This window comes from Kitasatospora sp. NPDC058048 (assembly GCF_042885555.1).
GTDB classification, from domain to species: Bacteria; Actinomycetota; Actinomycetes; order Streptomycetales; family Streptomycetaceae; genus Kitasatospora; species Kitasatospora lactacystinica.
This window is the reverse complement of the sequence record NZ_JBHVRT010000001.1, coordinates 261481-282995: the sequence shown is the minus strand read 5'-3', so window position 1 is coordinate 282995 and position 21515 is coordinate 261481. Positions and strand designations below refer to the sequence as shown.

Here is a 21515-nt window from a genome sequence, read left to right as displayed (position 1 = left end):
CGAGCACGGTCGGACGTGATTCGGTACTGACAGCCGCCCCCTCGGCGGCCCCACCGACACCCGGACCGGGCACTCGCCCGGGCCGACTCGGGCACTCGCCCGGGACCGGAACAGACCGACTCGGACCGGCTCGGACACCCAACTCACCGAACAGGAGCGGAAGAACGATGCAGGGGACGGACACCGCGGCGGAGCCGGGCATGCGCGACCGCAAGAAGGCGCGCACCCGCGACAGCATCCGCTCCGCGGCGCTCGACCTCTTCGAGGAGCAGGGCTACGAACGCACCACCGTGGACCAGATCTGCCGCCGCGCCGACGTCGCCCACCGCACTTTCTTCCGCTACTACCCGGCCAAGGAAGCCCTGCTGTTCGGCTGGGACTTCGGCCACGTCGTCCTCGACGCCTTCGCCGCGGCCCCCGCCGAACTCCCGCTCTGGGCCGCGCTCGAACACGCGCTGACCGTCACCGGCGGACGGCTGGAGGAGCCCGTCGAGCACACCGAGCGCCGCCGGCGGCTGCGCAGGGGCCTGCTCGACGTGCACTCCGTCCACAACTACGCCCTGGTCGTCATCGACGCCTTCATCGAACACGCCGTCACCATCGCCGCCGAGCGGCTCGGCACCGACCCGGGCACCGATCCGGAGACCGATCTGCGCCCGACCGCGTTCGGCGCGATGTTCGGCGGCATGGTGCGGCGCCACATCCTGATCGGCCAGGAGAGCGGCACGCTGGCCGACTGGGTCAGGGCCTACCGGGACGTGCTCGCCGCGGCGGGCTGACCCGAGCCCCGTCACCGTTCCTGTTCCCGTCCCCGGGCGTGCCACCGGCCGCCCGGACGGCACCGCACGCCCAACTCCCCCCTCCGCAAGCTCTCTTCACCCCTCGCGTGGCCCCGCCGCGCACCTTCGCCACACCCCTCGCAAGACCCTTCGCACATCCCGAAAGGCCCCCGCATGTCCCTGGTCAACTTCCGCGACCCCGCCGTGCTCGCCGACCCCGCGAGCCGCTGGATCCGTCCCGGCGCCGTGTTCCGCTCCGCCCAGCCCTTCCCCGCCGCCGACGCGGACATCGTCGCCCAGCTGCGCGAGCACGGCGTCACCACCGTCGTCGACCTCCGGGGCGAGGCCGAGAGCAGCCCCGAGGACTGGGCCGCCGCCGAGGCCGCCGGTGTCGCCGTCGTCGCCGCCCGGATCGAGCCCACCAACGACGAACTGGCCCAGGCCATGCGGACCATGACCACCGCCGAGGACCTCGGCGCCTTCTACCTGCTGATGGCCGAGTCCGCGCCGCAGGCCCTGGCCGCCGCCGTCGAGGCCACCGCCCGCCCCGGCGGGGTGCTGGTGCACTGCGCCGCCGGCAAGGACCGCACCGGGCTGCTCACCGCGCTGCTGCTGGAACTGCTCGGGGTGCCCGCCGAGGAGATCGTCGCCGACTACGCCCGCACCAACGAGGCGATCCAGCAGATCTGGGCCGGCCTCGCCGACCGCAACCGCGCCGCCCTCAACGAGGTCGAGGCCGGCCGACTGGTCGTCCCCGCCCCGCTGCTGGAGGCGCCCGCCGGGGCGATGAGCGCCTTCCTCGACCTGGTCCGCACCAAGCACGGCGGCGCCGCCGCCTTCCTGACCGCCTGCGGGGTCACCGCGGAAACCCTGGACGCCTTCCACGCCAAGGCCGCCGCCCGTACCGAGGCCGCCGCCGGTACCGCGACCACCGCCGGTAGCGACGCCGCCGCCCGTACCGCCGTGTCGAACGCCGCCGGGGTGACGGCATGACGACGACCCTGCTGCACCACACCGACGGCACGCCCTTCCGCGACCTCAACCACAACGGCACCATGGAGCCCTACGAGGACCCGCGGCTGCCCGTCGAGGAGCGGGTCGAGGACCTCCTCAGCCGGATGACCGTGGAGGAGAAGGCCGCGCTGATGCTGCACGGCCGGATGCTCCCCGGCGAGCACCCGCCGTTCCCCTCCGGCGCCGACCTGATCACCGAACGCGGCCTCACCCACTTCGCCATGATGGCCGTCCCCGACCCGCGCGCGATGGCCGCGTGGAACAACCACGTCCAGGACCTCGCCGCGGCCGCCCGGCTGGGCATCCCCGTCACCCTCTCCTCCGACCCCCGGCACGGCTTCACCGCCAACCCGGCCACCGCCCACACCGGCGGCGGCTTCAGCACCGGCCCCGAGCCGATCGGCCTCGCCGCCACCGACGACCCCGAACTGGTGCGCCGCTACGCCGACCTGATCCGCCGCGAGCTGTGCGCCGTCGGCATCCGGGTCGCCATCCACCCGATGGCCGACCTCGCCACCGAGCCCCGCTGGGCCCGGATCAGCGGCACCTTCGGGGAGGACCCGGAGCGCGCCTCGCGCATGATCACCGCCTACATCGAGGGCCTCCAGGGCGAGCGGGTCGGCCCGGACAGCGTCGCCTGCATGACCAAGCACTTCCCCGGCGGCGGCCCGCAGGCCGGCGGCGAGGACTCGCACTTCGCCGCGGGGCGCCGACTGGTCTATCCCGGCGGCGAGTTGGAGACCCACCTGCGCCCCTTCGAGGCGGCCTTCGCCGCGGGCACCGCGCAGATCATGCCCGCCTACGCGATCCCCTCCGGCAGCGGGCTCGCCGAGGTCGGCGCCAACTTCAACCGGGACGTCATCACCGGCCTGCTGCGCGGGCGCTACGGCTTCGACGGCGTGGTCTGCACCGACTTCAACGCCATCACGGGCATGAGCGTCCCCGGCGTGGTCACCCTGCCGCCGCGGCACTGGGGCGTCGAGGAGCTGTCCGTCGCCGAGCAGGTCGTGCTCACCCTCGACGCGGGCGCCGACCAGCTCGGCGGCGAGACCGACCCGGAGCTGATCCTGGCCGCCGTCCGCTCCGGCGCCGTCACCGAGGCCCGGCTCGACGAGTCGGCCCGCCGCATCCTGCGCGACAAGTTCCGCCTCGGCCTCTTCGACGACCCGTACGTCGACGTGGAGGCGGCAGCCGAACTGGTCGGCACGCCGGAGGGCCGGGCGCTCGGCCGCGAGCTCCAGCGCCGCTCCGTGGTCCACCTGGCCGGCGAGCCGCGTACCGCCACCGCCGCCACCCGGCTCTACGTCGAGGGCATCGACCCGCGGGTCGCCGCCGGGTACGGCACCCCGGTCGAGCACCCCGAGCAGGCCGACCTCGCCGTCGTCCGCCTCGCCACCCCGTACGAGCGGCGCGAGGGCATGCTCGAACAGCATTTCCACAGCGGTTCGCTGGAGTTCGAGCCGGCCGAGGTCGAGCGGCTCGCCGCCCTGGCCGCCGCCGTCCCCACGGTCCTCGCCGCCCAGCTGGAACGGCCCGCCGTCCTCACCCCGCTCGCCCCGCACGCGGCCCTGCTGATCGGGGAGTTCGGCGCCGCGGACGAGGTCGTCCTGGACGCCGCCCTGGGCCGCGCCCCGATGACCGCGACCCTCCCGTTCGACCTGCCCGCCTCCGACGCCGCCGTCGCCGCCTCCCGCGAGGACGTCCCCTTCGACACCCGCGCCCCGCTCTTCCGCCACGGCCACCGCGCCCCGGCCGGAAGCTGACCCACCCCGCCCCGGGGAGCGCCCCCGGGGCGGGCCCTCCCCGGCGCGGGCCCCACGTCCGTGCCAGGGCCGGGGTCCGGCACCTGACTGACAGCGGGAAGGACTACGTCACCGGCTGACCCCCGCCGGCGCGGGGAGGAGGTACCTGCTGAACGTCGAGGAGTCCGCGTCGATGGCTGACCCCCGCTGGCGCGGGGAGGAGGCGGCCGGCGGGGGGAGCGGGCGGGAATCCCGCGGCTGACCCCCGCTGGCGCGGGGAGGAGATCCCCCTGATCACCCCGGTCCGCGGCGACGACGGCTGACCCCCGTTGGCGCGGGGAGGAGCGGACCAATCCGGCACAGGCCTGCTCGACATCCGGCTGACCCTCGCTGGCGCGGGGAGGAGCCCACCTCTGCATCAGCCTGCCGGCTGGTGCCCGGCTGACCCCCGCTGGCGCGGGGAGGAGAACCCCGGCGAACCGTCCCTCGCCGAGAACCTCGGCTGACCCCCGCTGGCGCGGGGAGGAGGCCACGTCCTTGACCGCGGGTCCGACTTCGTCCGGCTGACCCCCGCTGGCGCGGGGAGGAGAGCAGGATCGTGCCGCTGGCCTGGCCTGCCTCCGGCTGACCCCCGCTGACGCGGGGAGGAGATCATCAGTGCCTGCAGGGAGCCCTCGAGCTCCGGCTGATCCCCGCTGGCGCGGGGAGGAGTGGGCCTGCCCGATGCCGGTATTGAAGTAGGCCGGCTGACCCCCGCTGGCGCGGGGAGGAGTGGGCCTGCCCGATGCCGGTATTGAAGTAGGCCGGCTGACCCCCGCTGGCGCGGGGAGGAGGGGCACGCCGAACAGGCCTCACGAAGAGGTCACGGCTGACCCCCGCTGGCGCGGGGAGGAGGCGAAGTCCGGGGTTTCCGTGCGGGTGCTGGGCGGCTGACCCCCGCTGGCGCGGGGAGGAGGCCTGGTGGACGATCGCGGTCGCGGTGTCGTCCGGCTGACCCCCGCTGGCGCGGGGAGGAGCTTCCGCTGACCAAGGAGACCCCCATGAGCAACGGCTGACCCCCGCTGGCGCGGGGAGGAGTGCTGTCGGGCGCCTGTCTCCGCGCTCGGCGTCGGCTGACCCCCGCTGGCGCGGGGAGGAGAGCTGATCCCGGTCCGCGGGCTCCGGCGCTGCCGGCTGACCCCCGCTGGCGCGGGGAGGAGCGGAAGCTGAACGCGGTCCTGACCTCCGGCAACGGCTGACCCCCGCTGGCGCGGGGAGGAGGTGAAGAAGGGCCGCGAGGGCATCGGCGCGGCCGGCTGACCCCCGCTGGCGCGGGGAGGAGGGGACGACGTCGTCCTTGAGGAAACGGCCAAGCGGCTGACCCCCGCTGGCGCGGGGAGGAGACGAGGTCAGAGGCTCGGAAGCGCTGTTGGCACGGCTGACCCCCGCTGGCGCGGGGAGGAGAGTTCCCGCACGGCGATGCTGGCCGCCATGTACGGCTGACCCCCGCTGGCGCGGGGAGGAGCCGTCAGGCTGCGTTACACGCTTCGCGCGGTGCGGCTGACCCCCGCTGGCGCGGGGAGGAGGACATCCCGAGGATGCACGAGGCCGCGCGGCGCGGCTGACCCCCGCTGGCGCGGGGAGGAGCTCGCCCCGATGTTGAGTGCCACCCGCCGGAGCGGCTGACCCCCGCTGGCGCGGGGAGGAGCAGTACGACTTCTACGCCGCGAACGCGCTGCACGGCTGACCCCCGCTGGCGCGGGGAGGAGGCGGGCGAGGAGGCGGCGGGCTTTCCAGACGGCGGCTGACCCCCGCTGGCGCGGGGAGGAGGCCGTCGGCCCGTCGTGCCACCGGATCTCCCACGGCTGACCCCCGCTGGCGCGGGGAGGAGATCACCCACCACAAGGTGGGCACCGCCCAGAGCGGCTGACCCCCGCTGGCGCGGGGAGGAGGATGACCCCGGAGGCCGAGTCGATGCTGTGCCCGGCTGACCCCCGCTGGCGCGGGGAGGAGCCACACGGCGGCCGCGAAGGCCGCCGCGGAAGCCGACGCGAAGGCGGCTGACCCCCGCTGGCGCGGGGAGGAGACGGGGCGCCACCCGGAGCGCACCCTGGGCGGCGGCTGACCCCCGCTGGCGCGGGGAGGAGGCCCGCAACATCGCTCAGTTGGGCGTCCACACCGGCTGACCCCCGCTGGCGCGGGGAGGAGATGCGCGGCCGGGGGCCGCGTGCCCGCCGCGGCGGCTGACCCCCGCTGGCGCGGGGAGGAGGACGGGCCGTTCGCCACCGAGCTCGAAGAGGTCGGCTGACCCCCGCTGGCGCGGGGAGGAGGGCCGGCCGCCGGCCTTCGACTCGCCCAGGAGCGGCTGACCCCCGCTGGCGCGGGGAGGAGGTGGCCACCGAGTCGGCGTAGGGGCTGACGTACGGCTGACCCCCGCTGGCGCGGGGAGGAGTAGATGCCGACCTTGTGCTGCGGCATCCGGCTCGGCTGACCCCCGCTGGCGCGGGGAGGAGCCCACGCAGGCCTCGGCGGAGCCGGCCGAGTTCGGCTGACCCCCGCTGGCGCGGGGAGGAGGGTGGTGGCCTCGTTGAACGGGATGCCGAGGGCGGCTGACCCCCGCTGGCGCGGGGAGGAGGCTTCGTGACCTGCGGCGCAGCCGAGGCTTTGCCATTTCTTGACCATTCAGGTGATGTGCCTGACGTCTCGGTCGATGCTCTGCTCGGTGTCAAGGTGTCAAGGATCGTCCACATGATGCCATGGCCCATCGGGTCCCCGGATTCGGTGGCGCTGGAGGTGCCTGCTCAGCGCCTGCCGACGGGCCCTCATGGGGAGGCTGTAGTCACAAAGAGGGCGGTCATTCATCGGACTGGCATTCGTAGGTTCCGTGGCGCTGACCCCATGGCGGCGCGAGGCTGGTTCGATTGCAGATGCCCAAAGTCCTCAGCCAGGTCTTGCGATAGTCAAAAAGACAAACCTACAGGGAAGTCGAGTACGACTCCGGCTGTTGGATTCGTTATGCGGACTACCTGCCATGCCCTCGAAGGCTCACCACCTCGCGGGATGCGCTGAGGGCCCTGCCCGCCTGGTCCTCGCGCACCATCGATCCTGGTGCGGTGGCCGTGCGGATAGTCGGTGGCAGCTGATATTCCATCAGGCATGAATGACAGCAAGCCCATTGGAGCCTTCGGAAAATCAGCTCCGGACTCCCGCCTGTGGGGCAAGAGTGCCGGACTCCCCGGTCCGTACCCCGTGATCTGCCACCTCCTGGACACCGCTGTCGTCGCGGGTGCCGTGTGGGACGCGGTCCTGAGCGAGCGCATGCGGAAGCGGATCGCCGGGGCCATGGGCGTCACCGAGGCCGAGGCCCGGCGGATGGTGATGCTGTGGGCCGGCCTGCACGACATCGGCAAGATCTCGCTGCACTTCCAGCAGCAGGTTGTCGAGGAGGTCGCGAAGCTGATGGGGGATCCGGCGTATGCGGAGGACAATCCGGCGGCGAAGCGCAGCGGGTATCTGAGGCACGAGACGGCGACGCACTGGGGGCTGGTGGAGTTCTTCAGGCAGTGCGGTTATCCGCTCAGCACAAAGGTCAAGCGGTCTCCGGCCCACCAGATCGCCCAGTTGCTCGGTGGGCACCATGGGTGCTTCGCTCCTGCGCTGCAGGTGAAGGAGATCAGGGACCCGGCCGGCTATCAGCCGGGTCTCGGCACCGCCGAGGGGTGGCGGGTGCAGCGGCTTGCCCATGCGCACGCGGTCCGTCGGACGGTCGGGGCCGAGAAGCCGCTGGAGTCCGTGCTGCCGGGTGAGCTGGCCGTGGTGGTCGCAGGGTTGGTGGTGGTCGCCGACTGGCTGGCCAGCCAGGTCGACGTCATCGAACCGCGGATGCCCGGGGACGACTGGAAGGCCGGGGATACGGAGCTTGCCGAGCATTTCGGTGCGGCCGCCGAGGCCGCACCGAAGTGGGTATGCGAGGCCGGCCTCGGGCGCGCGGCGTTTCCGAGCAAGCAGTTCTCCGAGCAGTTCCCGTTCCCCCCGAACAAGCTGCAGGTCGATGTCGCGAAGCACCTGCCCGATGTGGTGAAGGGGCCCGGGCTGCTGCTGGTCACTGCCCCGACCGGGGACGGCAAGACGGAGGCCGCCTTGTACGCGGCGTCCGTGATGGCGAGGGCCTCCGGCACGTCCGGGCTCTACTTCGCGCTGCCGACGATGGCCACGGCGGACGCGATGTTCACCCGTGTTCGTACGTTCGCGGAGCTGAACATTGAGGGAGACCGTGCACTCACCCTGCTGCACAGCATGGCCTGGCTGAGCCCGGACTACGCCCCCGGCGAGGGGGCGACGGACGGGACGGCCGTGCTCGCGGACACCGAGGCCGGCCAGTGGCTGCGCACCGGACGGAGGGGCCTGCTCGCGCCGCTTGCGAACGGCACCATCGACCAGGCGCTCACGGGGGTGCTCCCGATCCGCTACGGCTTCCTGCGACTGTTCGGCCTCTCGAACAAGGTGTTGGTGGTGGACGAGGCGCATGCCTACGGCCCGTGGATGCACAGCCTGCTGGTGCGGATGCTGGAGTGGCTCGGGGCGTTCGGCGCCCCGGTCGTGCTGTTGTCGGCGACTCTGACGGGCAGGGCGGCCTCGTCGCTCGTCGACGCCTACCGGCGTGGTGCGGGCTTTCGCGAGCCCATCACGGTGGAGCCCTGCTACCCCGGGTGGCTCTTCGTGGACGCGGGCAGCGGAGCGGTGTCCGAGCCGCGTCGGGTCGGCAGCAGCCGGGCCCGCACCCTGGCTGTGGAGACCCGCCAGGTGCACTGGGACGTCCGGGACGAGGACGCGGCGAAGAAGCCAGGACGGCAGGGCCGCCGCGATGCTCTGCGCGAGATCCTCGCGCCGGTGGCCGCCCAGGGCGGCTGTGTACTCGTCTGCTGCACCACCGTGGACGAGGCCCAGCGCACCTATCGTTACCTGCGATCCGTTCTGTCCGGCCTCGCCTCGCGCGAGGGCGGCCTGCGACTGCTCCACTCCCGCTTCCCCGCCCATGAGCGGCAACGCATCACCACCGAGTGCGAAGCCGCTTACGGGAAGCCCGTGAACGTCGCGGCGGCGGCCGATCCGCGCGAGGGCTCGATCCTGGTGGCCACCCAGATCGTCGAGCAGTCCCTCGACCTGGACTTCGACCTGATCGTCTCGGACCTTGCCCCTCTGGCGCAGCTCCTGCAGCGGGCCGGCCGCGGCAAGCGCCACGATCGCCCCACCCGTCCGTCATGGACCGGCCCGGCCACCGAGCCGCGCATGATCGTGTTGGAACCGCTCGACGACCAGGGGAACGTGGTCGCGCCCCGCTCCTGGGGCACCGTCTACGACGCCTCCCTGCTGCGCCGTACCAGCCTGCTGCTCGCGAGGCGGACCAGCGGCGGGGTAGAGGTCCCGGGCGACGTCCAGCGGCTGGTGGACGAGGTCTACGCGGATGACTTCGCAGCCGATCTGGAGAAGGCAGCCTTGGCGGAGCTTGAGCGGATGGACGCCGAGCGCATCGCCTCGGCCGCGGCCGAGGAACAGTTGGCGGAGCTCGCCGATATCCGGGCACCGTACGACGTGGTCGGCGACCTGTCCCTCATCAGTGAGAGCAGCTTCGTCGTCTCGGACGATCTGCTGACCACCCGCCTCGGGGCGGACAGTGGCCGTGCCGTGTGCGTCTTCGAACGACAGGGCGGCGGGTGGAGCCTCGTTCCCGACCGTGACGTGCCGCTGCCCACGGCCGCAGCGAATCGGGAGGACATCGCGCTGATCATGCGGCACACCGTGCCGCTGCCCGGCCGCTGGGTCGTCGGCCGCACCGATGAGAACGCCGTACCGAAGGCCTGGGGCGACCGCCCCCTGCTGGCCGGCCTTGCGCTGCTGCGCATGCGGCATGACGGTGACCGGTGGACGGCCCGGCTGGGGGAGCGGCAGCTCTTGTACTCGAACGTGGGAATTTCCGAAGAACTGGGCTCCTAAGTACCGCACTTGGCGCTACGTTGAGCGTGCTGGTCCCGGACCGGGCTGTCGCCTCTCCGGGACCAGCGTGACCCCCGCTTGCGCGGGGACTGGGCTGCCACACGGCTGTTCCCTAAGTGCCGCACGGCTCACCCCCGCTCGCTCGCGGGGATCTGGCAGAGCCTACCCATCCTGTGATCACCCGCACTCGCCTCGCCGGAGGCCGCATGCCACCCGCACCACCCGCCTACAACCTCCTCGACCGAGCGTGGGTCCCCGTTCGCTGGGTCCCCCACCGGGAGGAGGACGAGGCGGACTCGGCCACCACCCACCCGCCCAAGGTCTGCTTGCGTGAACTCCTGTTGCGCGCACACGAGATCGAACGGATCGCGATCGACAATCCGCCCGCGCTCTCCGCGCTGTACCGCATCCTGTACGCGATCACCGCCCGCATGACGGAGCTCGACGAGGCCGGTCCGGGCGACTGGTCGGACCGCCGCTTCGACCTGGTCGAGCAACGACACTTCGACCCGGGCCAGGTCGCCGGGTACGTCGAGCGCAACCGCGGCCGCTTCGACCTGTTCGACGCCGAGCGTCCCTTCCTCCAGGATCCGCGGCTCGCCGAGCAGTGCGACCCCGCGAACACCGCCGGCGTCGACAAGCTCATCACCACCCGCCCCTCGGGCAACAACCACTCCTGGTTCCAGCACGTCAACAGCGCCGCCCCCGACCTGCCCACCTCCGACCAGGCTGTTCTGCACCTGCTCGTCTGGCACTACTACGGCCCCTCCGGACGCTGCTCCAGTCGCACCGTCGGCGCGATCAAGGCCGCGAACAGCGCGGCCGGCCCGCTGCGCAGCACGCTCTCGTACCACCCGGAGGGCGAGACGCTCTTCCAGACCCTCTTGGCCGGACTGCCCGAGCCCGGACGGGACGTCAGCCGCGCGAGCGACCTCTGCCCGTGGGACCGCGACGAACTGCCCGACCCCGTCGCCGCTCCGCCGCCGCTCAAGGGCCCCTGCTCTCGGCTCACCGCCCGCTCCCAGCACGCGCTGCTGCTCGTGCCCGACGCAGCCGGCGAACGCGTCGAGGACGCCTTCATCACCTGGGCCTACCGCGACAAGATCTCGCGCGAGGGCGACCCGTACCTGATCTGGCAGACCAGCAAGGTAGGCAATCCCTACCCGCGTCCCGCCGACTCGCACCGCGCGTTGTGGCGTGACGTGGACGCGCTGCTGCTCTACAACCCTGCGGGCAGCACCCGGCCGCGCCGTCCCGAAGTGTTCGCCACCGCGCTGGAGGTATCGGAAGAACTGAGCGTCCACGCGCTCGGATTCGAGCAGGACGGTCAGGCCAAGGACGTTCAGTTCGTCGACGCCGTCACCCCGCCCGTACTCGGCCTCGCGGAGGACAAGGAACCCGCCGTAGCCGTCGAGATCGGCCGCCTGCGCATGCTGGGGGAACGGTACGGCAGCAGGCTCGACCAGGCCGTCAAGAAGGCTTGGGCCGGTTTCACAACCGCCCCCAAGATCCGCGACTGCACCTGGGCCGTCGACGCCGCGGCCCGCTACTGGCCCGCCGCCGAGGCCGAGTTCTGGAAGCGCCTCGACGAACGCGACTTCGACGGTGCCGCCGTCGCCTTCCGCACCCTCGCCGAACAAGCCTACGACACCGTCACCTACGGCGCGCTGGGAACCATGCGCGGAGCCAAGGCCTGCACCACGGCCCGAATCGAGCTCTACCGCGGTCCGGTGAAGCGCCCCACCAGGACCGGCGGCACCGCAGGCCGCACCACCAGCACGGAGGACACGTGAGCAAGAGCGCCATTCCGGGCCCCGCCAAACCTGCGGACGAACCCGTCCGCCCGCGAAAGGAACCCAGCCTCGTCCCCTCGCTGGGACGGGCCCGGGCCTTCACCGACAGGATCGACCAGCGAAGCCACGACGACCCGGGTGTACGCGCGGCCCTGCGTCGCGGTGTCGGCAAGGACCTGGACGCCGTGCCCTTCATGCACCGTTTCGTGGCCTCATGGCTCACCGACGAGCAGGCCCGCAGCCGAGACGTCCAGCGTGCCTTCTACACCGTCGCGTCGCTGATCGCCGCGCAGCGCCGCGACCAGTACGCCGCCGCGAAGGCCGTGACGTCGGAGAAGGGCCGGACGTCGAAGGGCGTGGAGCCGAACAGCACCGAGGCGGTGCCGGACATGCTCGGTGACCCGGCCGGCCGCGTGCAGGACACGGACGCCGCCACGGTCAGGCGGATCCCCTCGCGCAGCCTCGGCCAGGCCTTCGCCGAGGGCGTCCTCAAGGGAGGCCAGGGCACCGGCCTGCGCGAGACCTCGGCCGAGACCCGCCTCAACCTGCTGACCCGTCAGAGCGTCGACGGGTTGCACCGTCACCTTCCCGGGGCCGTCCGTCAACTGCGCGGCAGCGAGGTGGACATCGACTGGGCCCAGTTGCTCATCGACCTCTGCCAGTGGCGGCGTCGCTCCGGAACCGTCAAGCGAATCTGGCTCCAGGACTACCACCGGACCCTGCGGAAGGACGACGAAGATCGGGCCCGCGAGCACGACGACGACCAGGCCGACGTCACGAACGCCACGGACAGCACCGATCCCGAGGCCTGACCAGGCACGACCCGCACGGCCCGCACGACCCACAGCCCACCCACACCAGCCCCCAGGAGCAGAGCATGCCCGGCCATGACCGCACCACCGCCCGCTTCCTCGACATTCACGTCCTCCAGAGCGTCCCGTTCGCCAACCTCAACCGCGACGACAACAACTCCGTCAAGACCGTCCGCTACGGCGATACCGAGCGCACCCGCGTCAGCAGCCAGTCCTGGAAGCGCGCAGTCCGCGAGTACTTCCAGGCCGGCTTCGGTGAGCAGGCCCTGCGCACCCGCCGTATCGGCGCCCGAGTCACCCGCCTCCTCCAGGAGGAGCACGGCTGGCCCGCCGAACTCGCCCAGCGTGCCGGCCAGCACGTCGCCGCCGGCAGCAGCATCAAGTTCGAGACCGCCAAGGACTCATCCGTCATCACCACCAACGCCATGGTCTACGTACCCGAGACCGCCGTCGCCGAACTCGGCGCGCTCGCCGAGGAGCACCGCGCCGAACTCGAAAGCGCCAAGGACATCAAGAAGGCCGGCGACAAGAGCGTCCTGCCCAGGGACGCCATCGACGCGATCCTGCGCAGCCGCAACGGCATCATCAACCTCTTCGGACGCATGCTCGCCGAGGTCGACGACGCCGGCGTGGACGGCGCGGTCCAGGTCGCCCACGCCCTCACCACCCACGGCACCGACGTCGAACTCGACTACTTCTCCGCCGTCGACGACGTCACCTCCGCCTGGGGCGACAGCACCGGCAGCGCCCACATGGGCCACGCAGAGTTCAGCGCCGGCGTCTTCTACCGCTACGCCACCGTCGACCTCGCCGACCTCGTGGCCAACCTCGGCGGCGACAGCGACGCCGCCCGCGAACTCGCCGCGGGGTTCGCCGAGGCCTTCATCCTCTCCCTCCCGCGTGCCAAGAAGACCGCCACCGCCCCTCACACCATCCCCGACCTCGTCCACATCGCCGTCCGCAGCGACCGCCCCCTGTCCTACGCCGCCGCCTTCGAACAGCCGGTCGCCTCCCACGACAACGGCGGCTACGGCGCCGCCTCCCGCACAGCGCTCGCCCGCTACGCCACCGCCGCCAACAAGCTGCTCGGCAAGCGCGGCACAGTCGCCACCGCCTGGGCCAGCCTTGAGGAAAAGGACCTCGACGGCCTCGGCACCCGCGTCGACTCCTTCCCCCAGCTTGTCGACACCGCCATCGCCGCCGCCTTCACCGCCGCCGTCACTACTGCCCCCGCCGGGGCCGGCGTATGAGCCCCTCCGCCACGGACACCCGGGGACGGGGACTGCTGTTGCGCCTCGCCGCACCGTTGCAGTCCTGGGGCGAGACCGGCCGCTTCAACGAACGCGACACCGCGCCCTTCCCCACCCGCTCGGGCGTCATCGGCCTGCTCGCCGCCGCCCTGGGCAGGAAGCGGGGAGACGACATCGCCGACCTTGCCGCGCTTTCGCTGACCATCCGCACCGACCGCGCGGGCGAAGTCCTGCGCGACCTGCACACCGTGGGCGGCGGCCTGCCCGCGGCCCGCACGGTCACCACCGCCGAGGGGAAGAAGCGCACCGGCCCCACCGCCACCCTGCTGTCCCACCGCTACTACCTCGCCGACGCCGTCTTCACCGCGGTCGTCACCGCAGTCTCCGAGGACCTCGACGGTTGGGCGGAGGCGCTGCGGAACCCGCACTGGCCCCCCTACCTCGGGCGCCGCTCCTGCCCGCCGGAAGGCCCGCTGCTGCTCGGCCTGGTCGACGACCCGCTGCACCACCTCGTCCATCTGCCGATCGCTCGGCGGGCCCGTGCGGGCAGCAGGACCGTCGACATCGTGTTCCACGGCGACCAACCGCTCGACCGCCTCGGCGACCACCCCCAGCCTGGGGACGGCGACGGCAGCGCCCCCGCGGGAGAAGTCACCGACGATCCGCTCAGCTTCCACCCCCGGCGGCGGGCCCACCGCGCCCGCCCCCGCTACCAGCGCACCCTCACCCTGCCCGCAGACCGCTGCCGAGGCCTCGCCACCGACTACCTGAGCGCCCTCGGCGACTACCTCGACCGGCACACCACCCGCCCCGAAAGCATCCCCGCATGACCCTCTGGCTGACCCGCATCACCCCGGACCCCCGCAGCCGCGACGCCCGCCGCGACACCGCCGGCGCCGTCGACCTGCACCACCGCATGATGTCGCTGTTCCCCGACCACGTCGCCGACGACGAACCGCGCCGCCGACTCGGCGTGCTCTTCCGCACCGAGTCCACCGCCGCCGGCGAACAGATCCTCCTGCAGAGCGTCCGGCAACCCGACCTCGACCGTCTCCCCGCCGGGTACGGCCAGGCCGTGACCAAACCGCTCACCCCGCTCCTCGACGCCCTCCGCCCCGGCCTGCACATCCGCTACCGCATTGCCGCCAACCCCATCCGCAAGCCCAGTAAGGCCAACCGCGAGCTCTACCGGCTCAAGGCCGTCGTCCCCCTCCAGGGCGCGGCAGCCGACGACTGGTGGGCCCGCCAGGCCGAAAGCTCGGGCCTGAACATCGACACCCTCCACTCCAGCCCCATCGAAGCGGCCAAGGGCCACCGGCGCAGCGACCAACGGCCCATCAAGCACGACCGAGTCCTGTTCGAAGGCACTGCCGTCATCACCGACGCCGGCCGCCTGCGCACCCGCCTCACCGACGGCATCGGCAAGGGCAAGGCCTACGGCTGCGGCCTCCTCAGCATCGCCCCGCACCGGAGGCCGCAGTGACCGGCCGCCGCCCCGATCCCGACCCCGGCGCCGCCCGGCGCAAACTGGCGGCCCCCACCGTTGCCATGCTGCCCCGGGTCGCGGACTCCCTCTCATTCCTGTACCTCGACATCGTCCGCATAGTCCAGGACGACACCGGAGTCTGCGCCGAAGTCACCAGCCCCCACCGCGGCACCGAGACGGTCTACCTGCCCACCGCCGCCCTCAGCTGCGTCCTCCTCGGCCCCGGCACCTCCATCACCGCGCGAGCCCTGTCCACCTTCGCCCGCCACGGCGCCACCGTCGTCATCGCCGGATCCGGAGGCGTCCGCTGCTACGCCGCCACCGTGCCCGAGTCCCTCAGCACCACCTGGCTCGAACGCCAGGCCCGGGCCTGGGCGGACGACAGCACCCGGCTGGCCGTCGCCACCGCCATGTACGAGCAGCGCTTCGGCGGCGGCACCGCCCCGACCGGCAGCAGCCTCGCGAAGCTGCGCGGACTGGAAGGGCAGCGGGTCAAGGCCCACTACCGCCTGCTGGCCCAGCAGCACCGCATCGGCCGCTTCCGCCGCAACTACGACCCGAACTCCTGGGACACCCAGGACCCGGTCAACCTGGCGCTGTCGTCGGCCAACACCTGCCTCTACGGCATCGTCCACGCGGCCGTCCTCGCCCTCGGCTGCTCGCCGGCCCTCGGCTTCGTCCACAGCGGCAACCAACAGGCGTTCGTCTACGACATCGCCGACCTCTACAAGGCCGAACTCACCATCCCGCTCGCCTTCTCCCTGCACGCCTCTCCCCAGCCGGAAGCCGACGCCAGGCGCGGCTTCCGCGACGGACTACGCCTGTTCCGCCTGCTACCGCGCATCGTCACCGACATCCAGCGCCTGCTCGCACCGGACCAGGACATCACCCGCCCCGACCCGGAGGAGCAACTCGTCGACCTGTGGGACCCGGTCTCCGGACCCATCCCGGGCGGCGTCAACTATGCCGGGGAGGAGCTGCTGTGAAGCTGCACCGGGACACCTACCGGTTCAGGGAGCATCCATGGCCGCGATGACCGTCCTGTCCGCCACCGCCGTCCCCGACCACGTACGCGGCGCACTCACCCGCTGGCTCATCGAAGTCACCCCGCAGCTGTACGTCGGCACCATTTCCGCCAAGGTCCGCGAGGAACTCTGGTAGGCCGTCAGCGGATGCGTCGGCAGCGGCGTCGCGGTCCTGGTCCACACGGCCGCCAACGAACAGGGCTTCGAACTCCGGACTGCGGGCGAGCAGCGACGGAAGCCGGTGGACTTTGACGGGCTGACGCTGGTGGCGATGACGGGTGTGCAGGCCATTGATGGTCAAGGAATGGTAAAGGCATAGGAGCGCTGCAGGTCAGAAAGTGTCCTCCCCGCGCCAGCGGGGGTCAGCCGGGCTACGGCACGTTCCGGCGCGTGGCCGAGCGGTCCTCCCCGCGCCAGCGGGGGTCAGCCGGCCGGTTTCCTGCTTGTCCGCCCGGAGCTGGAGTCCTCCCCGCGCCAGCGGGGGTCAGCCGCAGGCCCGTCGTAGGGGCCCGGTGCTGCCCGCGTCCTCCCCGCGCCAGCGGGGGTCAGCCGCTCGCCCCGCGTGGCGTGGTCCTGGTGGTGGTGTCCTCCCCGCGCCAGCGGGGGTCAGCCGGCCGGGTGATGAACACCGCCGCCCGCCTCCTGGTCCTCCCCGCGCCAGCGGGGGTCAGCCGTGGGCAGAGTGCAGGACGTCGGTGAGGGCTTGGTCCTCCCCGCGCCAGCGGGGGTCAGCCGCGCAGGGTGCCGTGCTCGGTGTCGGCAATGCGGTCCTCCCCGCGCCAGCCGGGGTCAGCCGTTGGCGATGGTCACGGCCGATCTCCACCGCGCGTCCTCCCCGCGCCAGCGGGGGTCAGCTGCCGATCCGGGACCTGAAGCAGAACCTTGGGCAGCCGCCCGCGCCACTCGGCCGAAGGAACGGACGCCGCCGTCATTGCAGGCCGACAGCCTGCAGACGGAGCACCCCGCGACCCGGCCAGAGTGGCCGTCATCTGCCCACTCGCAGCCTGGCGCGCATGGCGTGGTCCTGCATCACCGGGTGTCCGGCCCGTCCGAGGACGGTGCGTGGCTTACCGCAGGAGGGACGATGAGGCCGGTCGATTTCGGCCGGCGTCACTGCCCGTCTTACCTCGGCCGGATGCGAACATGGCACGGAGCCGGGGGAGCGACCGGCGACCATCATTCGGCCGGGCCTGCCCGGTCACGCTTGTACGGGGTGCGGTGTCATGGTGAAGGACTGGCGGGACGACAGGATCGGCAGTGCGCTGAAAGGCACGAACCCCACGGTGCTCCGGCGGCTCGACGCCGGCTTCGCGGTGATCGGCGACGTGCAGTTCCTGCCCGGGTACTCGGTCCTGCTGGTGGACGAGCCCGGTGTGCAGCGGCTGTCCGATCTCCCGCGCGGCAAACGAACGGCATTTCTCGCGGACATGGACCGGCTGGGTGAGGCCGTGGAGCGGGTCTGCCGGCGGCTGGACCCGGAGTTCCGGCGCGTGAACCTGGAGATCCTCGGCAATACCGACAACTTCCTGCACGCGCACGTGTGGCCGCGGTTCGAGTGGGAGAGTCCGGACCGCGTCCGCCGCCCGGTGTGGCTGTATCCCACGGAGAACTGGCGCGATCCCGCGAGCGCGCTCGGACCGGAGCACGACGGCCTGCGAGAGGCGATCGGGCGCGAGCTCGACGGCTTGTCCGCGCCGGCCGTCCGTCCGCAGGGCCGGGAAGGAACGTGAGCAGGCGGCCCGGGGCCGGGACCTGCGCGTCGCCCCCGCCGTCCAGCCCTCGCGCGACGCGCTTCACCGGTCGTTCCAGAACGAGCGGAGCAGGGCGGCCGTCTCCTCGGTGCGCTCGATCTGCGGCAGGTGACCGGTTCGCGGGAAGAGGTGGGTACGTGCCCGGGGCAGGGTGGACGCGGCGTTGATGAGATGGCGGACGGGGAGGATGCGGTCGTGGGTCCCCCAGGCGATCAGCGTCGGGGTGTCGAGCGCCGAGACCTCCGCGAGCAGCTCGGTGCGCCAGCCGGACCGTACGCCGCGCCAGGAACCGAGCTCGCGGGCCACCTGTCGCAGCGTCCGGGCGGCTCCTTCGCGGCGGGCGAGGGCGAGTGCTGCGGCTGTCCGTTCGGGGGTCGCGAAGTCCGGATCGTGGAAGAGGGAGCGTTCCGCGAGCTGTGCGTTCCCCTCGGTGGGGCGCAGAAGCAGCCGCCAGAGCAGCGGCAGGTCGAGGATGCGCAGCGCCCAGGTGACCTCGCGGCCGAATCCGGCGCTGTTGAGCAGTGTCAGCGAGGACACGCGCTCGGGGGCGTGAACGGTGAGCCGCATCGCGATGGCGCCGCCGAGGGAGTTGCCGACCACGTGTACGGGGGACGTCAGGCCGAGTCGGTCGAGTACCCGTTCGACGTGTCCGGCCAGTGCGGGGAGCCGGCAGTCCGGCAGGGGCTGCGACCGGCCGAACCCCGGGACGTCGATCGCGATGAGCCGGTGGTCGGGCAGGGCTGCTTGGAGCGGTGCCCAGTCCGCCAGGCTGCGGTCCAGACCGTGCAGCAGGAGCACCGGGGGGCCGCTGCCCGTCGCGGCGCAGTGGACGGTACGTCCCGCGACGTCGATGAAGTCCGTGGCGGGTGCGGTGGCTTTCTTCGATGGCACGTTGTGTCTCCTGCCGCGTTTCACCGGGTCGGGGTCACGTCGATGATCACGCCGTCGTGGGGGCCGTCGTGGCCGGGAAGGTCGGGCACGTGGCGGGCCAGGTCGAGGAAGAAGCGGTCGGCGTCGATGGCTGTCTCCGGCGGGTGGACGCCGAGGTGGCCACCGGTGCCGTCGAGCAGTTGCGCGAGCCCCAGCGCCAGGGGCAGTCCGGTTGCCTCCGCCATGTCGTTGAGCAGTGCCGAGGCGCCGGGTGTATCGGCGAGCCGGGCGAGGGCTGTGACCCGGCGGCCGTCGCGGGTGCCGGTGGCGGCGGCGAAGAACGGGGGCAGTGACCCGGGCCCCTTGCGGGTCATGGCACCGGCGGTGGCCCGCAGCGCGCGGGACACCGAGGGCTTGGCGAGTTCGGCTGCCGCGGTCTCGTTGGTGAGTTTTCCGGCGTCGATGTCGCGGCGCAGGACGTCGAGGTAGGCGATCGTGCCCGGGGTGACGACCATGAGGTTGGCGGCCTCGCCGGCCGGTCGGAAGCTGCGGTGCAGGGTGACCGGCTCGGGGTGGCCGACGGTGTAGGCCGTGCCGGTGTGTCCGGCGGATACGGAGAGGGCGACCGGCTGGAGCGGCCGCCGGTGAACGAGCCGTCCGCCGCTGACCATCGCGACTTTCCCGCTGATCTGCTCCATCCAGTGCACGGCGGCCGCGCTGGGGCGCCCGTCGGGGTCGCTCAGCTGCTCGTCGTCCCCACCGCTGCCGGAGACGTCGACGGGCCAGGCGGTGTACAGATCCTGCACGTGGTCCAGTTGCCGGACGGCACGGGTGGCCAGCAGGTTGCTGACGCCGGGGCTGGCGCCCATTCCCACCACGGCACGGATCCCGGCGGCCCGGGCCTCCTCGTCCAGGCCGAGCATCTGCAGGGTCGGCTCCCAGTCGTCGCAGATGTCCAGGTAGTGGGTGCCGGTCGTGATCGCGGCGCGCAGCACGGTCAGGCCGAAGCGGTAGTACGGGCCGACGGTGTTGAGGACGACGTCCGCGTCCTCCAGCGCGGCGTGCAGGGCGCCGCTGTCGGTCACGTCCACCTTCAGCGCCCGCATCGGCGCGCCGCCCGTGCCGTCCTCGTCGAGCCGGCGCACCAGTGTCCGTGCCGCCTCCAGGTTCCGGTCGGCCACGACGATCTCGGTGACGCCGGGGAGTCCGGCCGCCACGCGTACCGCTACGGCACCCATTGCTCCGGGGCCTCCGAGGGCCAGAATCCTCATTCGCTGCTCCATCTATCGCATGGATTACGATCGTAATGCATACGATAGCATTCGGTTCGAACATTCTTCTGGACGGAGGGGAACCATGACCGACCCGCACACCACGGGCCCGGCCCCGTACGAAGCAGTCGGCGCCTCACCCGGACACGTGTCCGTCGTCATCGTCGGCGCGGGATTCGCAGGCCTCGGCACAGCCGTCCGGCTGCTGCAGGAGGGCCACCGCGACCTCCTGATACTGGAGCGGGCCGATGAGGTCGGCGGCACGTGGCGGGACAACGCCTATCCCGGATGCGCCTGCGACGTGCCCTCGCGCCTGTACTCGTTCTCGTTCGCACCCAACCCCACCTGGAGCAGGCGCTTCGCACCTCAGGAGGAGATCGAGCGGTACCTGAAGTACTGCGTCGACCGATACGACCTGGCGCCCCGCCTTCGGCTCGGCTGCGAACTGCGGCGCGCCACCTGGGACCCCGATCGGCTGCGCTGGGAGCTGGACACCAGCACCGGACCGCTCAGCGCCGGGCTGCTGGTGATGGCCCAAGGGCCCCTTTCGGAGCCGGCCGTCCCCTCGCTGCCCGGTCTGGACGGCTTCACCGGAGAAGCCTTCCACTCCGCCGGATGGAAACACGACCTGGACCTGTCGGCCAAGCGGGTGGGCGTGATCGGCACCGGCGCGAGCGCCGTCCAGTTCGTCCCTCACCTGCAGCGCACGGCCCGGCAGGTGACTGTCTTCCAGCGCACTCCGTCATGGATCGCCCCGCGCCGGGACCGGCCGGTACCGACATGGCAGCACCGCCTGTTCCAGCTCGCCCCGACGGCGCAGCGACTGGCGCGGGGCTGGGAGTACATGGCACGAGAGGCGACGCTGCCGGCACTGCTCGGCAACCGCACCATGGCCGCGCTGGGGCGCCGGGAGGCGCTGTCCCACCTGCACCGCCAGGTCAAGGACCCCGAGCTGCGCTCCAAGCTGACCCCGGACTACGCACTGGGCTGCAAGCGGGTCCTGCTGTCCGACGACTACTACCCGGCCCTGGTCCAACCCAACGTCCACGTCGTCACCGACCCGATCGCGAGCGTCGGACCGAACACGGTCCTCACCACCCCGCGCGGCGGCACCCGAGCCGAACCCGGTGGCACCGAACCCGCCGGCACCACGCATCCAGTGGACGTACTGATCTTCGGGACCGGGTTCCGTGTCACCGACGCCTCCTACGCGCAGCGCGTCATAGGCGGTGACGGACGGTCCTTGAACGAGGTCTGGCAAGGCAGCCCGCAGGCACACCTCGGCACCACCGTCGCGGGATTCCCCAACCTGTTCCTGATGGCAGGACCCAACACGGGCGTGGGGCACACCAGCCTCATCCACATGATCGAGTCGCAGATCAACTACCTCGTCAGCACCCTGCAGCTGATGCGGAGCCGCGGTCTGGGCTCCGTGGACGTGCGCGCGGAGACACAGCACGCGTACAACGCCGAACTGCAGAACCGGATGGCCCCCACGGTCTGGGCCGCGGGCGGTTGTTCCGGCTGGTACCAGGACCGCACGGGCCGTGTCACCACCATCTGGCCCGCGTCGACCTGGCAGTTCCGCCGTCGCACCCGGGCCATCGACCCGGACGAGTACATCCTGACGGCGCCGCGCGTCGCCCCGGACCGGTCCGTCTCCGAGGGGTCCGTCCGCGCGGGCGTCGGCGAAGCGCAGCCGGGGTCATGACGGATCCGCACCGCCCCCGAGCGATAGGTTGCGCCTGC

Annotated in this window: 14 protein-coding genes, 1 pseudogene and 2 CRISPR repeat arrays; of the genes and pseudogenes, 13 read left to right on the top strand and 2 right to left on the bottom strand. The window is 72.3% G+C overall.

Translation table 11 applies throughout. The features are described from left to right. The first annotated feature begins 167 nt into the window (after positions 1-167). The 12 genes and pseudogenes from ACFVVA_RS01180 to ACFVVA_RS01125 all read left to right on the top strand — a co-directional run bounded on the left by ACFVVA_RS01180 (position 168) and on the right by ACFVVA_RS01125 (position 17604). On the top strand, positions 168-779 hold the full coding sequence (locus ACFVVA_RS01180; protein WP_387684467.1) for a TetR family transcriptional regulator: 612 nt from the start codon (positions 168-170) through the stop codon (positions 777-779). A gap of 174 nt (positions 780-953) precedes the next feature. Beyond that, positions 954-1772 carry a tyrosine-protein phosphatase gene (locus ACFVVA_RS01175; protein ID WP_387684465.1) on the top strand — a complete coding sequence of 273 codons (819 nt, stop codon included), beginning with the start codon at positions 954-956 and terminating at the stop codon, positions 1770-1772. Next, a complete protein-coding gene (locus ACFVVA_RS01170; RefSeq protein WP_387684463.1) occupies positions 1769-3556 on the top strand; it encodes a glycoside hydrolase family 3 protein in 1788 nt (595 codons plus the stop codon). Before ACFVVA_RS01175 ends, ACFVVA_RS01170 begins: the two co-directional genes overlap by 4 nt. A 112-nt stretch (positions 3557-3668) precedes the next feature. After that, a CRISPR array of direct repeats spans positions 3669-6149; the repeat unit is 29 nt; unit sequence CGGCTGACCCCCGCTGGCGCGGGGAGGAG. Between the two features lie 521 nt (positions 6150-6670). Continuing rightward, complete coding sequence (cas3, locus tag ACFVVA_RS01165; RefSeq protein WP_387684461.1) at positions 6671-9508, top strand: CRISPR-associated helicase Cas3'; 2838 nt, start codon at positions 6671-6673, stop codon at positions 9506-9508. Between the two features lie 206 nt (positions 9509-9714). Then, a complete protein-coding gene (gene casA, locus ACFVVA_RS01160; protein ID WP_387684459.1) occupies positions 9715-11301 on the top strand; it encodes a type I-E CRISPR-associated protein Cse1/CasA in 1587 nt (528 codons plus the stop codon). Continuing rightward, on the top strand, positions 11298-12113 hold the full coding sequence (gene casB / locus ACFVVA_RS01155) for a type I-E CRISPR-associated protein Cse2/CasB (RefSeq protein WP_387684457.1): 816 nt from the start codon (positions 11298-11300) through the stop codon (positions 12111-12113). Before casA ends, casB begins: the two co-directional genes overlap by 4 nt. 65 nt (positions 12114-12178) lie before the next feature. Beyond that, complete coding sequence (gene cas7e, locus ACFVVA_RS01150) at positions 12179-13363, top strand: type I-E CRISPR-associated protein Cas7/Cse4/CasC (RefSeq protein WP_387684456.1); 1185 nt, start codon at positions 12179-12181, stop codon at positions 13361-13363. Beyond that, the gene (gene cas5e, locus ACFVVA_RS01145; RefSeq protein ID WP_387684455.1) at positions 13360-14193 is read left to right on the top strand and encodes a type I-E CRISPR-associated protein Cas5/CasD; all 834 of its coding nucleotides are present in this window, start codon (positions 13360-13362) and stop codon (positions 14191-14193) included. The genes cas7e and cas5e overlap by 4 nt, the downstream gene beginning before the upstream one ends. Next, the gene (gene cas6e / locus ACFVVA_RS01140) at positions 14190-14846 is read left to right on the top strand and encodes a type I-E CRISPR-associated protein Cas6/Cse3/CasE (protein WP_387684453.1); all 657 of its coding nucleotides are present in this window, start codon (positions 14190-14192) and stop codon (positions 14844-14846) included. The genes cas5e and cas6e overlap by 4 nt, the downstream gene beginning before the upstream one ends. 65 nt (positions 14847-14911) lie before the next feature. Next, the gene (gene cas1e, locus ACFVVA_RS01135) at positions 14912-15835 is read left to right on the top strand and encodes a type I-E CRISPR-associated endonuclease Cas1e (RefSeq protein WP_387684789.1); all 924 of its coding nucleotides are present in this window, start codon (positions 14912-14914) and stop codon (positions 15833-15835) included. 37 nt (positions 15836-15872) lie between these two features. Further along, positions 15873-16193 (top strand): annotated as a pseudogene (gene cas2e, locus ACFVVA_RS01130) (type I-E CRISPR-associated endoribonuclease Cas2e). A 21-nt stretch (positions 16194-16214) separates the two neighbouring features. Then, positions 16215-16790: direct repeats of the CRISPR family, unit length 29 nt; unit sequence GTCCTCCCCGCGCCAGCGGGGGTCAGCCG. Positions 16791-17097: 307 nt separating this feature from the next. Continuing rightward, positions 17098-17604, top strand: coding sequence for a diadenosine tetraphosphate hydrolase (locus tag ACFVVA_RS01125; RefSeq protein WP_387684451.1), 507 nt, complete (start codon positions 17098-17100; stop codon positions 17602-17604). A gap of 63 nt (positions 17605-17667) precedes the next feature. On the opposite strand, the gene ACFVVA_RS01120 is transcribed toward ACFVVA_RS01125, so the two are convergent. Together ACFVVA_RS01120 and ACFVVA_RS01115 are read right to left on the bottom strand one after the other, a co-directional pair. Continuing rightward, positions 17668-18516: an alpha/beta fold hydrolase gene (locus ACFVVA_RS01120; protein ID WP_387684449.1), complete on the bottom strand. Its 849-nt coding sequence runs from the start codon at positions 18514-18516 to the stop codon at positions 17668-17670. A 20-nt stretch (positions 18517-18536) separates the two neighbouring features. After that, positions 18537-19766, bottom strand: coding sequence for a saccharopine dehydrogenase family protein (locus ACFVVA_RS01115; RefSeq protein WP_387684447.1), 1230 nt, complete (start codon positions 19764-19766; stop codon positions 18537-18539). 85 nt (positions 19767-19851) lie between these two features. Between ACFVVA_RS01115 and ACFVVA_RS01110 the strand changes: the two genes are divergently transcribed. Further along, entirely contained in the window at positions 19852-21477 is a 1626-nt protein-coding gene (locus ACFVVA_RS01110; protein WP_387684445.1) for a flavin-containing monooxygenase, read from the top strand. The last annotated feature ends 38 nt before the right edge of the window (positions 21478-21515 follow it).